Source organism: Nocardia sp. NPDC005825, assembly GCF_040630175.1.
Taxonomy (GTDB): domain Bacteria; phylum Actinomycetota; class Actinomycetes; order Mycobacteriales; family Mycobacteriaceae; genus Nocardia.
Window position 1 is genome coordinate 842,804 of sequence record NZ_JBEXXC010000002.1, and the last position, 13,184, is coordinate 855,987.

Sequence of the window (13,184 nt, forward strand, 5' to 3'; positions counted from 1 at the left end):
CCAAACGTAGGGTGACCGGTATGGTCCGACTGCCGCTCACGCCCGCCCAGCTCGAAGCCGGACGCCGCCTGGGCGCGGCCCTGCGCACCGCCCGCGCCGGACGCGACCCGGTGGAGGTGGCCGCGAGCGCCGGCATTTCGCCCGAGACCCTGCGCAAGATCGAATCGGGGCGCCTGCCCACGCCCGCGTTCGGGACCGTGGTGGCATTGAGCCGCACCCTGGACATCCCGCTCGACGAGCTGGCCCAGATCTGGCATCCCGGCGACGCGGAGCAGCGCTCGGCCTCGTAACCGATTGCCGGGGACCGTCACCGGCCGGTTCAGTCGCCGGTCAGCTCGACCGGCACCGCCAGCACGTCCACCATCGCGCCATTGCGCAGCACCGTCACCGGCAGCGTGCGCCCGATGGCGTCGGCGAACAGCTGCCGCTGGATCCCCTGCGCGTCCCGGATCTCGGTGCGCGCGATGCTGAGCACCAGATCCCCGCGCCGCAGCCCGGCCCGTTCGGCGGGCCCGCCGCGCACCACCTCCACGATCCGCAGTCCCGCGTCCTGCCCGGTGCGGGCGGCGACCGCGGTCGGCAGGGGAGCGGGCACCCCGACCACGCCCAGATACGCGCGCCGGACCCGGCCCTCGGTGAGCAGCGTGCTGATGATGCGGCGGGTGGTGACGTTGATCGGGATCGCCAGACCCAGCCCGATCCCGGCGACCGCGGTATTGATCCCCACCACCCGGCCCGCCGAATCCGCCAGCGCGCCACCGGAATTGCCGGGATTGAGGGCGGCGTCGGTCTGGATCACGTCCTCGATGACGCGTGCGGTGCGCCGGTTGCCGACCGGCACCGAGCGGCCCAGCGCGCTCACCACGCCCGCGGTCACCGACCCGGCCAGCCCCAGCGGAGAACCGACCGCCACCACGAGCTGGCCGACCACCAGGCTGTCGGCGTCCCCGAGCCGCACCGCGTCGGGCGCGCCACCGCGGGCGCGCAGCACCGCCAGATCCGAGAGCGGGTCCACCCCCACCACGTCGAAGGCCGATTCGAGGCCGTCGGCGAACACCACGGTCCCCTGGCTCGCCTCGCCGACCACGTGCGCGTTGGTGAGCAGGAATCCGTCGGCGGTGAACACCACCGCCGATCCGCCGCCGCGCCGGGTCTGCACGCTGGCCACGTGCGGGGTCACCGAGGCGGCGACCGCGATCACGGTGCGCGAGTAGGCGTCCATCGCCGCGGGGTCCGGGTCGCCGAAGCCCGGCGGCGGCGTGGGGTCGGGGTTCTCGTCCCAGGGCGAGAGGGCAGCTTCGTCGTCCACGACGACCACCATCCGATTACGTGATTACAGTGCGTAATCCCAGGATGCGCGCGTGCACGCCGCCGCGACAACCGGTTCGCCGACAGCGCAAACCGGGGACGCGGATCAGCGCAGGCGGTACTTCAGGTGGGTGACGCGGGAGCCGGGCACGATCTCCGGATCCTCCAGCAGCACCGGCGCATTCGCCAGCTCACCCAGCAGCGGCACCCCGCTGCCCAGCAGCACCGGCACCAGATCGACCCAGACCTCGTCGAGCAGGCCCTCGTCGAGGCACTGCCGGGCCACATCGCCGCCGCTGACACCGACCATCCGGTCCCCGGCGATGCCGCGCGCCACGTCGATGGCCTCCTTCACCCCGCCGGTCACGAAGGTGAACGGGGCGTCGGGGTGCTCGGCGATCCACTGCTCGGGCACGGTGTGGGTGACCACCACGATCGGCTTGTCCGCCGGATGCACCCCGCCCCAGCCGTCGGTGAGGGTGAACAGCCGCTTGCCGACCACGTACACCCCGACCCCGTCCAGCCAGGCCCGCAGGTATTCGGCGTCGGAGGCGGTCAGGGTGAACGGGATCTCGGGGTGGGTGCTGGCGATCGGCACGTCGCCGCTCTGGTACCAGGCGAACAGGTGCTCGAAACCGGTTTCGCCGGGGCCCGCGATGAATCCGTCGAGGGACATGCTCGCGCCGGTGACTACCTTGCTCATGGCCGTGCTCCTTCGGGAGGGAACGGATCGGCGAGTTTCGCCGTCTCTGCTGGTAAGTCGGCGCGACTCTCCTGAAATCATCGTTCATCCCCGAAAGAGATTCCGGGAACCCGTGCGGCCGCTCCGCTCAGGTCGCCTGGCTCACCGAGGACATGTGGAAATCGGGAATCCGCAACGGCGGCATGGCGGTCCGGGTGAACCAGTCCTTCCACTCGCGCGGCAGCGTGATCTCGGTGCGGCCCGCCTCGCTGACCCGGCGCAGCAGGTCCAGCGGGCTCTCGTTGAAGCGGAAGTTGTTGACCGCCCCGGTCACCTCACCGTTCTCGACCAGGTAGACGCCGTCGCGGGTGAGGCCGGTGAGCAGCAGGGTGGCCGGATCCACCTCGCGGATGTACCACAGGCAGGTCAGCAGCAGACCGCGCTCGGTGCGCGCGATCATGTCGGTCAGGGTGGCGTCGCCGCCGCCGGTCATGAGCAGGTTCTCGCCGGGCAGCGTGACGGGGGCGTCGAATTCGGCGGCGGTGGCGCGCGGATACACCAGCGACTCGATCACGCCCTCGCGCACCCAGTCGGTGCGCCGCGCGGTCAGGCCGTTGTCGAACACCGACAGCGACTCCGATGACGACGGCGTCGCCACGAACGGCCGGTACTCCAAACCCGCCGCGCTCGGATCCGAGGACAGGGTCAGCGGAATCCCGGTGAGCCGCTCCCCGATTCGGGTGCCGCCCGCACGGGAGAAGGCGGTGTGGCCCTCGTGCGCGCCGCGGCCCTCCATGGACCAGGCCATGTAGATCATCAGATCCGCGACCGCCGAGGGCGGCAGCAGCGTCTCGTAGCGGCCCGCGGGCAGCTCGACGCGCCGCTTGGACCAGTCCAGCCGCCGCGACAGCTCCGCCAGCAGACCCGGGGTGTCGACATCGGCGAAATCGGTGGTGCCGGTGCCGACCCACGCGCTGGCCAGCTCCGCGCCCTCACCGCGCTTGCCGTTGATCTCCACCGAACCCGTCGGCTGCACCCAGCGCCGCCGCAACCCGGTGGAGGTGCCCAGCCAGGTGGAATGCATCTGGTGGTGGGCGAATCCGTAGAGGCGGTCGGTGCCGTCGAAACCGGCGGCGAGATCGCTTGCCAGCGTGGTGAACACGCTGATGTCGGTGGTCGCCGGATCGCCGTCCCAGTCCAGCAGCCGGTCCAGGGTGTCGGCGTCGACGGCGTCGGGATCCAGCAGCGGCATGGCGTCGCGCGCCGGCTCGGCGTCGCGGGCGGCCTGTTCGCCGGCCCGCACCACGGCCTCGATCTCGGCGGGATCCACGCTGGTGGAACTCACACTGCCGACCCGCGCGACGGTCGGGCCCTCCCGGAACACCGAGATCACCGCCCAGTCGCGCGCCACCGAGGAACCGTTGGTGGTCATGGAGTTTCCGGCCCAGCGCAGCGACGCCTCGTGCGCGTCGGTGACGATCACCATGGTCTCGTCGGCGCGCGAGGCTCGCAGCGCGCGTTCGACGACCTCGGGGGCGGGGAGCACACTCACCGTGTCGGTCCTTTCCTACTGTCCGGCTTCGGCGCGGGTATTGAGAACATTGATGCCGCGCACCAGCACCGACGGGCAGCCGTGCGAGACTGCCGCCACCTGACCGGGTTGCGCCTTGCCGCAGTTGAACGCCCCGCCCAGCACCCAGGTCGAGGGCCCGCCGACGGCCTCCATCGAACCCCAGAAGTCGGTGGTGGTGGCCTGGTAGGCGACATCGCGCACCTGCCCGGCCAGCTCGCCGTCGCGGATCCGGAAGAAACGCTGACCGGTGAACTGGAAGTTGTAGCGCTGCATATCGATCGACCACGACTTGTCGCCGACGATGTAGAGACCGTTCTCTACCCGGGAGATGAGCTCGGCGGTGCTGGTGTCGCGCTCGGGATCGGGTTGCAGTGACACATTGGCCATGCGCTGGATCGGCACGTGGTGCGCGGAATCGGCGTAGGAGCAGCCGTTGGAGCGTTCCAGGCCCAGCTTGGGCGCGAACACCCGGTCGAGCTGGTAGCCGACCAGCACGCCGTCGCGCACCAGATCCCAGCGCTGCCCGGCCACGCCCTCGTCGTCCCAGCCGACGGTGGCCAGGCCGTGTTCCTGGGTGCGGTCACCGGTGACGTGCATGATCGGGGTGCCGTAGCGCAGCGTGCCGAGCAGGTCGGGGGTGGCGAACGAGGTTCCCGCGTAGGCCGATTCGTAGCCGATGGCCCGGTCGTATTCGGTGGCGTGGCCGATGGACTCGTGGATGGTGAGCCACAGGTTGGTCGGGTCGATGACCAGATCGGTGGGGCCCGCCTCGACGGTGGGGGCCTTCACCTTCTCCGCCAGCCACTCCGGCATCCGCGCGAGTTCGCCCGCCCAGTCCCAGTGTCCGTCCGCGCCGGTCACGTACTCCCAGCCGCGCCCGGCCGGGGCGGCCAGGGTGCGCATGGTCTCGAACACGCCCGCCGCCGGATCGACGGTGATGGCCTCGAACTGCGGGTGCAGCCGCACCCGCTGCTGGGTGATGCGCGAGCCGAAGGTGTCGGCGTAGAAGGTCTGCTCCTTGACCTGCAGCACCGCCGCCGTCACGTGATCCACGCCGTCGGCCGAACTCAGCCGCCCCGAATAGTCCAGCAGCAGCGCCACTTTCTCCGGCGTCGGCACCTCGAAGGGGTCGACGTCGTAGGCGGAGACGTACTCCGCGTCGTCGTAGCGCGGCTCCGGAGCCAGTTCCACGCGTTCGCGATTGAGTGCGCGCAGGGTCCGCGCCACCGTCACCGCGCGCCGCGCCACCTGGGCGGCGGTCTCGGCGGTGAGATCGGCGTGCGAGGCGAAACCCCAGGTGCCGTCGACGATCACGCGCACCGCCAACCCGAGATCGGTACTGTCGGACACCGATTCGACGCGGCCGTCACGCAACCTGATGGACTGCTGCACGAGTCGATGCACCCGCAGGTCCGCGTACTCGGCCCCGGCCGCCCGGGCCGCGCTCAACGCGGCGTCGGCGAGCGCGGACAGCGGCAGCGCGCGGAACTGGCCGTCGATGACCTTGGTAGCGATGCTCACCCGCACCACGCTAGAGGGCGACACGCCGGGGGTTCAAGAAACCACGCAGCCCGACCGAAATTCATGCCGCGCACAACTGCATACGCTGCAACGATGCGCGAAGTGCGAAGGAGCACACCGGGAAACGGCACGCTCAACGGCCTGACATTCCGCGGATTGCCGATCGGATGCCGTACTGTCTGCCCGCGTGCCGCCATCCGCACTCCGCGATCGCAAACGGGAACGCACCCGCCGAGCCCTGCTCGAAGCCGCCGTAGAACAGTTCGAGAGCCGAGGATACGAGGCGGCCACCGTCGCCGACATCGCGGCCGCCGCCGAAGTCGGCACCCGGACGTTCTTCAACTACTTCGCCAGCAAAGAGGAACTATTGTTCCCCGAGCCGGACGAACGCGTGCAGGCCGCCGTGCGCGCCATCGCCACCCGCCGCCCCGGGGAACGCCCCGTCGAGGTGCTGCTGCGCGCGCTGCGCGCCGCCGGTGACAATCCCGGTGACCACCTCGGCGACGACCTCGCCGCCCGCATCGCCGTCCTGCGCGCCCAGGTGTCGCGCACCGTGCCCGCCGTGTCGGGCCGGGCCGCCTACGCTCAGCTCGCGTCCCAGCAGGAGATCGCGCGTCAGCTGCGCGCCGCGTTCCCCGAGGAACTCGACGACGTCGGCGCGGCCGCCCTGGTCGGCGCGGTCGTCGGCGCGGTGTCCGGGGCGTTGACCGTGCTGTTCCAGCGGCCCGGCCTCGAGGACGGCGAAGCGCTGCAACGCAAGATCCAGGAGACCACCTCGAAGGTGCTGGCGCCGTGGCTGTCCCAGCCCGCCCCGGAGCTGCCCGCCGACCACCTACCGGTGATCGCCGACGTTCCACTACGCCCGGAGCCTGAAGCCTTTCGCCCCCTGAGCTCGGTGCACCGGCTCGCCCGGGTCTGAATCGGTCAGCCGAACTGCTGCCAGCCCAGGCGGATCACCATGGCGGTGACCACCACCAGCAGCACGACCCGGACGAAACCGGCGCCCTTGGCCAGGGCCATGCGGGACCCGGCGATCGAACCGGCCACGTTCGCCACCGCCATGGACAGGCCCAGCGCCCACAGCACGTGACCCGTGCTCGCCAGGAACAGCAGCGAACCCAGGTTGGATCCACAGTTGACGACCTTCGCCATGGCCGCGGCCCGTACGAACTCGGTGCCGAGCAGGGTGGCGAAGGTGATGATCAGGAACGTGCCCGTGCCCGGCCCGAGAATGCCGTCGTAGAGGCCGATCAGGCCCGCGGCCAGCGCCACCACCAGGATGGTCTTGCGGCGGGTCGGGGGATGGGTGGCCATGGTCACCCCGATCGAGGGGCGCAGCGTCACGAACACCGCCACCCCGATCAGCACCACCATGACGATCGGGATGAAGTACTCGCGGTCGATGAGGGCCACCGCCGCCGAACCGCACGCGGCCGCCACGGCCGCGATGAGCGCGCCCGGGATCAGCACCTTCCAGCGCATCGGCACCTTGCGGGCGAAGGTGAACACCGCCGCGCTGGTGCCCGAGAACGCCGCGATCTTGTTGGTGCCCAGCGCCGTCTGGGGAGCCAGGCCGGGCAGCACCACGAACAGGGTCGGCAGCACGATCAGCCCGCCGCCGCCGACCACGGCGTGACCCAGCCGGCCGCTGTCGCCGCGGTCAACAGGATCGCCCAGTCCGCAATGCTCACTCCGCGACCCAACCAGACGCCGCCACCTCGATTCAAACCGTCGGGTCTGTCAGCGAGTCGGCAGCGAACCGGCCCGTAGGGTGGACGGGTGCGCCGATTCAGTCTCTGGCTGCGCGGAAAACCGCTGATCACCGATTCGGCGGTCGCGCTGCTGTTGTTCGTCATCGATGTGCTCGCCCTGAGCAACAGCCAGTACAGACCCACCTATCTCGTGCTCAGCGTGCTGCTGCCGCTGCCGATCGTGTTCCGCCGCACCCACACCCGCGCCGCCGCGGCCGCCATGGTCGTGCTGTCGATGACCGCGTCGCTGGTGCACTGGAGCGTCAGCGACCACGCCGTGCACCCCGCGCTGCTGGGCCTGGGCATCATGCTCTACACCCTCGTCGCGTACGTCGGCCGCCGCCAAGGACTCGTCTACCTGGTGATCCTGCTCATCGACGGGGTCGTCGCCGCGGCCGCCATCGGCAAACCAGAGGGCACCGACATCCTGTTCAACGCCCTCTACTACGCGTTGTGCTGGACCCTCGCCGAATTCGTCGGCGCCCGCCACGCCTACGACGCCGAGGTCGCCGCCCGCCTGGCCGTCGCCGACTACGACCGCGAACGCCGCGCCCACGACGCCGTCGCCGTCGAACGCACCCGCATCGCCCGCGAACTGCACGACGTGGTCGCGCACGCGGTCAGCGTCATCATCGTCCAAGCCGACGGCGCCCGCTACGCCCTGCGCCACGACCCCGACACCGCCGAGCAAGCGCTCACCACCATCGCCGGCACCGGCCGCGAAGCCCTGCGCGAACTGCGCCGCACCGTCGAGCTGCTGCGCACCGAGCATGCGCCCGAACAACTTCCGCAGCACGGCACCGCGGGCATCGCCAAGGTCGCCGACATGATGCGCGGCGCCGGACTCGACGTCTCCCTCGAACTGCGCGGCGAACTCGACACCGTCACCCCCGAGGTCAGCCTCGGCATCCACCGCATCGTGCAGGAATCACTCACCAACACCCTGCGCCACGCCGGACCCGACCCGCGCGCCGAAGTCCGCGTCACCCGCAGCGACACCGATGTCCTGCTCGACATCACCGACACCGGCGGCGCCCCGCTCACCCCACCCCCCGACAGCGGCTGCCCCGCCGGATCCGCCACCGCCGCCCCGCCCGTGCTCGCCAGCCGCATCCCCGGCAGCGGCCTGGGCCTGGTCGGCATGCGCGAACGCATCGCCGTCCTGGGCGGCACCCTCACCACGGGCCGGAATCCGCACGGCGGCTGGACCGTCCGCGCCACCATCCCCCTCGATCGCGACGACATGCCGGACTGAGCCGCCCACCCGCACCGACCGGTGTGGGTCGCCGCCCGGCTATCCGCCCGCGTCCCACCGCCGGATAGGTTGGGGGCGTGCCGATCACCGTGCTCGTCGTCGATGACCAGGAACTCATGCGCGCCGGATTGCGAATGGTGCTCGGCGCGCACCCCGACATCGACGTGGTGGGGGAGGCCGACAACGGCGCCACCGCCATCGCCCGCGCCACCGAACTCGTTCCCGACGTGGTGCTCATGGATGTCCGCATGCCCGTCACCGACGGCGTCACTGCCACCGCCCGCATCATCGAATCCGGCTGCGGCAGCCGCGTTCTCGTCATGACCACCTTCGACCTCGACGAACACGCCCTCGGCGCGCTGCGCGCGGGAGCCAGCGGCTTCCTGCTCAAGGACACCCCGCCCGAAGACCTCATCTCCGCCATCCGCAGCGTCGCCGCCGGCGACGCCGTCGTCTCCCCGAAGGTCACCAAACGCCTGCTCGACCGCCTCATCGCCGAGGACCCGGCCGCCGGGCGCGACCCCGGCGTCCTCGACGTCCTCACCGCCCGCGAACGCGAGGTCCTCGAACACATCGCCGCGGGCCGCTCCAACGCCGAGATCGCGGGCGCCCTCTACCTCTCCGAGGCCACCGTCAAAACCCACGTCGGCCGCGTCCTCACCAAACTCGGCCTCCGCGACCGGGTCCAGGCCGTCGTCCTGGCCTACGAGACCGGCCTGGTCCGGCCCGGCGGCGCCTGACCGCTGTGACCGGGACCGCACCCGGGAGAAAAATCGGGGCCTCGCGCGTTGTCAGGGGTAGACCGATCGAAAGGATCGCCTGATGCCCGCCCTGTTGTTCCTCGCCTGGTTCGCCGCCGAGATCGCCACCCTGATCGGGGTCGGCCACCTCATCGGCGTCTTCCCCACGATTCTGCTGCTGCTGGCCGGATCGGCCGTGGGTCTGGTGCTCGTGCGCTCGCAGGGCCGCCGCGTGTTCGAGGGATTCCGCCGCGCCGCGCGCGGTGAACTCGAACCCAGCACCGCCGTCGCCGACGGCGCGCTGGTCGGCGTGGGCGCGGTCCTGATGTTCGTGCCCGGCCTGCTCACCACCGCGCTCGGCCTGCTGGCGCTGCTGCCGTTCACCCGATTCCTGCTCCGCCCGATCGTGGCCGCCTTCGCGGCGCGCCGGCTGAACCGGGTCGCCACCGCCGTCGGACCGTACGGGTACCGCAATGTGGTGATCGATCCCGACGGCGAGGTCATCGACGCGACCGTGGTCACCGAGTACTACGACGACGGTCAGGGCAACGGATACAAGATGATCGATCCCCGCTGAGCGGGGAACCCACACGTCGATGCCTACCGCCCGCGGGGCCGATCACCAGCACGGTGATCGGCCCCGCGGCGTTGCGAACGGGGTCCTGGTCACAGTCGGCGAGTGCGATTGCCGGGACCGGCGGGCCGTGCGGCAGACTGGGCAGTCGTGAGTACCCAGTTGCTGGTCGGCGGCCGTATCTACAGTTCGAGCAATCCTGACGCGACGGCCATGGCCGTCACCGACGGGACCGTGGTGTGGGTCGGGCTGGACAAGCCGGGGCGGGCGCTGCATCCGGACGCGGAGATCATCGACCTCGACGGGGCATTCGTCGCGCCGGGATTCGTCGACCCGCACGTGCACGTCACCGCGCTCGGGTTGAAGCTGACGGGACTCGATCTGGCGCAGGCCGGTTCACTGCGGGACTGTCTGGAACTGGTGCGGGACTTCGCCTCCGGCCACCCCGACGGCGTGATCCTCGGCGAGGGCTGGGACGAGACCCGCTGGGCCGAGGGCCGGGCCCCGACCCGCGAGGACCTCGACGCCGCCGCCCCGGGACGACAGGTGTATCTGGCTCGCGTGGACGCGCATTCGGCCGTCGCCTCGACCGCGCTGCTCGACGCCGTCGCCGGAATCGCCGAGGCCGACGGGTTCACCCGCGGCGAGCCGCTGCGCGGGGACGCCCACCACCGGGTGCGCGGGGCCGCGCTGGGCGCACTGAGCCGGGCGCAACGGGACACGGCCCGGCGGGCGGCACTGGACTCGGCCGCCGCCAACGGGGTTGTGGCCGTGCACGAATGCGCGGGACCCGAGATCTCCGGCGCCGACGACGTGCGCGAACTCCTCGACTTCACCCACGGCGTCGAGGTCCGCGCCTACTGGGGGCAGGCCGTCCGCACCGCCGACGAAGCCCGCACCCTGGTCAAGGAACTCGGCGTGCACGCCCTGGGCGGCGATCTGTTCGTCGACGGGGCCATCGGCTCGCACACCGCCTGGTTGCGCGAGTCCTACGCCGACCGCGACAGCACCGGCACCTCCTACCTCGACGCCGAAGCCATCGCGGCCCACGTGCTCGCCTGCACCGAAGCCGGCATCCAGACCGGTTTCCACGTCATCGGCGACGCCGCCATGGACGCGGTCGTCACCGGATTCGAACGGGCCGTGGAGGCCCTCGGCGGACCGGCCGTCGCCTCGCGCGGTCACCGGCTCGAACACGCCGAGATGATGACGGCCGACCAGATCGCCAAGCTCGCCGCCTGGGGCGTGATCGCCAGCGTCCAACCGGGATTCGACGCCGCCTGGGGCGGCCCCGACGGCATGTACGCCACCCGCCTCGGCGCGGACCGGGCCGCCACCCTGAACCCGTTCGCCGCCATGGCCGCCGCGGGCATCTCCCTCGCCATCGGCTCCGACGCCCCGGTCACCGCCCTGAACCCGTGGGAAGCGCTGCGCGCCGCGGTCAACCACCGCACCCCCGGCCACCAGATCTCCCCGCGCGCCGCCTTCGCCGCCGCAACCCGGGGCGCCTGGCGCGCGGGCGGCGTCCGCGACGGCGTCGCCGGAACCCTGGTCCCCGGCGCACCCGCCTCCTACGCGATCTGGGACTCCCGCGAACTGGTCGTCGCGGCCGCCGCCGACACCGTCCAGCGCTGGTCCACCGACCCGCGCTCCCGTGTCCCCGGCCTGCCGCCGCTCGGCCCGGCCGCCACCCTGCCGCAGTGCCTGCGCACCGTGCACCGCGGGGTCACCATCCATGAAGCCTGACACCGATCCCGAGAACCACCTGCGCGCAGCGGATTCCGCCGCCGATCCGGGCGGTGCGCCCGAATCCGGCTCGCGCGCGGACGGTTCGGCCGCCGGCGCCGCGCCGCCGGCGTCGAGGGTCGGCAGGTCGATCGCGGCGGTCACCGCGGTGGCCGCGCGGTGGCCGAGGTCGGCGCGACTCCTCGCGGCGGTCATGGCCGGATTGCTGCTGTACGCGAGCTTCCCGCCGCGGACCCTGTGGTTCCTCGCGCCGGTCGGGATCGCGATCCTGACGCTCGTGGTGCGTGGAACCGGCCGGGCCCGTGCGGGATTCGGGTACGGGTACGTCGCGGGGCTCGCGTTCTTCCTGCCGCTCCTGCCGTGGACCGGGATCTATGTCGGGCCCGCGCCGTGGCTCGCCCTGTCGGCCGTATGTGCCGTCTATGTCGGGCTTTTCGGGCTGCTGACCCGGTGGGTGGCGACCCTGCCGGGGTGGCCGCTGTGGGTGGCGACGGTGTGGTCGCTCACCGAATGGGGACGCGCCAGTTTCCCGTTCGGCGGGTTTCCCTGGGGGAAGCTGGCTTTCGGGCAGGCCGACGGCTGGTACCTGCCGTACGCGATGGTGGGCGGTGCGCCGCTGGTGAGTTTCGCGGTGGCGCTCACCGGCACCGGACTCGCCGCGCTCGCCGCGGGATTGCCGGGCCGCCTCACCGCCCGCGCAAGCGATAGCGGAGGAGTGGCCGGGGCCACATCGGATTCTCCCAGATGGGGAGCATCGCATCTCACATCGTGGAACCGGATTGTTGCTGCGGCAATGCTTGTGGCTATAGTTCCCCTCGCCGGAGTGATCCTCCGGACCGCGCTGCCCGGCCCGGAGGACGGCAACCGGCCGATCACGGTCGCCGCCATCCAGGGCAGCGTGCCGCGCCTGGGCCTGGACTTCAATGCCCAGCGCCGCGCGGTTCTCGACAATCACGTCAAGCGCACCGAGGAACTCGCCCGCGACATCGCGGCCGGGAAGGCCCCGCAGCCGGACGTGGTGATCTGGCCGGAGAACTCCTCCGATATCGATCCGCTGCGCAACGCCGATGCGGCGCAGGAGATCTCGCAGGCGTCGGTCGCGGTGAAGGCCCCCATCCTGGTGGGCGCGGTGCTCGTGAACGCCGACCGCACCACCACCAACTCGGTCATCGTGTGGAACGGCGATTCCGGCCCGGCCGAGCGCCACGACAAGAAGATCATCCAGCCCTTCGGCGAATACCTGCCCTACCGGGAGTTCTTCCGTCACTTCTCCGAATACGCCGACCGCGCGGGCTATTTCGTGCCCGGCACCGGCGACGGCGTGGTGCACGTGCGGCCCGCCGGCGGTGGCGCCCCGGTCGCGATCGGCGTGGCCACCTGTTACGAGGTCACCTTCGATCGTGCTTTCCAGGAGTCGGTGCGCGCGGGCGCGCAACTGCTCACCGTGCCGTCCAACAACGCCACCTTCGGCCGCAGCGAGATGACCTATCAGCAGCTGGCCATGTCGCGGGTGCGCGCGGTCGAGCACGGCCGCGCGGTGGTGGTGTCGGTGACCACCGGCGTCAGCGCCATGATCACCGCCGATGGCGTGATCCGGCAGCAGACGCCGCAGTTCGAGCCGGCGGCGCTGGTCGCGACGTTGCCGCTGCGGGACAACACGACACTCGCGTCCCGTTTGGGCCCCACGCCCGAGACTGTTGTGTGTATTCTGGCCGCGGCTGCTACAGCGGCCGCGCTGTTCCGGAGGCGTTATAGCACCCCGCGCGGGTGAAATCTGAATCGGTCATAACCAACCGGACGGCCGGACAATTCATCCGGCGTGGTACCGCGGGCACGTGTGTGAGGGCCGTTCCCGTACTCGGCGACTGAGATTCGCCAGTTCGTTGCCAGGGCTTGTTGAATTTCCCGATAGGTCCGAATCAAAACCGTTCCATTATGCGAGTTGGGCGCATACTGTGAGGTTTGCTGTTCGGTAACTGAACTAAAGCCGCGTTCCGCCAACGCTGTTCGTTGCGGCAACTCGAGATCACCACC

General features: G+C 71.1%; 11 protein-coding genes and 1 pseudogene. 7 read left to right on the plus strand and 5 right to left on the minus strand.

Annotation, left to right across the window (positions count from 1 at the left end):
* The first annotated feature begins 20 nt into the window (after nt 1-20).
* A complete protein-coding gene (locus tag ABZ382_RS08470; RefSeq protein ID WP_357085948.1) occupies nt 21-290 on the plus strand; it encodes a helix-turn-helix transcriptional regulator in 270 nt (89 codons plus the stop codon).
* Between the two features lie 29 nt (nt 291-319).
* Here ABZ382_RS08470 and ABZ382_RS08475 read toward each other — a convergent pair whose 3' ends face one another.
* From ABZ382_RS08475 to ABZ382_RS08490, 4 genes are all read right to left on the minus strand, one after another.
* Nucleotides 320-1,222 (minus strand): trypsin-like peptidase domain-containing protein, encoded by a 903-nt coding sequence (locus ABZ382_RS08475; protein WP_357085950.1) that lies wholly within the window; start codon nt 1,220-1,222, stop codon nt 320-322.
* 192 nt (nt 1,223-1,414) lie between these two features.
* Nucleotides 1,415-2,011 carry a dihydrofolate reductase gene (locus ABZ382_RS08480; protein WP_357085748.1) on the minus strand — a complete coding sequence of 199 codons (597 nt, stop codon included), beginning with the start codon at nt 2,009-2,011 and terminating at the stop codon, nt 1,415-1,417.
* 127 nt (nt 2,012-2,138) lie between these two features.
* Complete coding sequence (locus ABZ382_RS08485) at nt 2,139-3,536, minus strand: TldD/PmbA family protein (RefSeq protein WP_357085953.1); 1,398 nt, start codon at nt 3,534-3,536, stop codon at nt 2,139-2,141.
* Nucleotides 3,537-3,557: 21 nt separating this feature from the next.
* Entirely contained in the window at nt 3,558-5,084 is a 1,527-nt protein-coding gene (locus ABZ382_RS08490; RefSeq protein WP_357085750.1) for a TldD/PmbA family protein, read from the minus strand.
* A 187-nt stretch (nt 5,085-5,271) separates the two neighbouring features.
* Here ABZ382_RS08490 and ABZ382_RS08495 point away from each other — a divergent pair, with 187 nt between their 5' ends.
* Entirely contained in the window at nt 5,272-6,003 is a 732-nt protein-coding gene (locus ABZ382_RS08495; RefSeq protein ID WP_357085752.1) for a TetR family transcriptional regulator, read from the plus strand.
* Between the two features lie 5 nt (nt 6,004-6,008).
* On the opposite strand, the pseudogene ABZ382_RS08500 reads toward ABZ382_RS08495, so the two are convergent.
* Nucleotides 6,009-6,775, minus strand: a pseudogene (locus ABZ382_RS08500) (TSUP family transporter).
* A gap of 88 nt (nt 6,776-6,863) precedes the next feature.
* On the opposite strand from ABZ382_RS08500, the gene ABZ382_RS08505 reads away from it, so the two are divergent.
* From ABZ382_RS08505 to lnt, 5 genes are all read left to right on the plus strand, one after another.
* Complete coding sequence (locus tag ABZ382_RS08505) at nt 6,864-8,090, plus strand: sensor histidine kinase (protein ID WP_357085753.1); 1,227 nt, start codon at nt 6,864-6,866, stop codon at nt 8,088-8,090.
* Between the two features lie 77 nt (nt 8,091-8,167).
* Nucleotides 8,168-8,830 carry a response regulator transcription factor gene (locus ABZ382_RS08510; protein ID WP_357085755.1) on the plus strand — a complete coding sequence of 221 codons (663 nt, stop codon included), beginning with the start codon at nt 8,168-8,170 and terminating at the stop codon, nt 8,828-8,830.
* Between the two features lie 82 nt (nt 8,831-8,912).
* Nucleotides 8,913-9,407 (plus strand): FxsA family protein, encoded by a 495-nt coding sequence (locus ABZ382_RS08515; protein WP_357085757.1) that lies wholly within the window; start codon nt 8,913-8,915, stop codon nt 9,405-9,407.
* 147 nt (nt 9,408-9,554) lie between these two features.
* A complete protein-coding gene (locus tag ABZ382_RS08520; protein WP_357085759.1) occupies nt 9,555-11,150 on the plus strand; it encodes an amidohydrolase in 1,596 nt (531 codons plus the stop codon).
* Nucleotides 11,151-11,343: 193 nt separating this feature from the next.
* The gene (gene lnt, locus ABZ382_RS08525) at nt 11,344-12,921 is read left to right on the plus strand and encodes an apolipoprotein N-acyltransferase (RefSeq protein WP_357085955.1); all 1,578 of its coding nucleotides are present in this window, start codon (nt 11,344-11,346) and stop codon (nt 12,919-12,921) included.
* The last annotated feature ends 263 nt before the right edge of the window (nt 12,922-13,184 follow it).

Bases quoted from the DNA above. Each gene is read 5' to 3' on its own strand.
- ABZ382_RS08470 (WP_357085948.1), top strand. From the start codon at position 21: ATGGTCCGACTGCCGCTCACGCCCGCCCAGCTCGAAGCCGGACGCCGC.
- ABZ382_RS08475 (WP_357085950.1), bottom strand. From the start codon at position 1,222: ATGGACGCCTACTCGCGCACCGTGATCGCGGTCGCCGCCTCGGTGACC.
- ABZ382_RS08480 (WP_357085748.1), bottom strand. From the start codon at position 2,011: ATGAGCAAGGTAGTCACCGGCGCGAGCATGTCCCTCGACGGATTCATC.
- ABZ382_RS08515 (WP_357085757.1), top strand. From the start codon at position 8,913: ATGCCCGCCCTGTTGTTCCTCGCCTGGTTCGCCGCCGAGATCGCCACC.
- lnt (WP_357085955.1), top strand. From the start codon at position 11,344: ATGGCCGGATTGCTGCTGTACGCGAGCTTCCCGCCGCGGACCCTGTGG.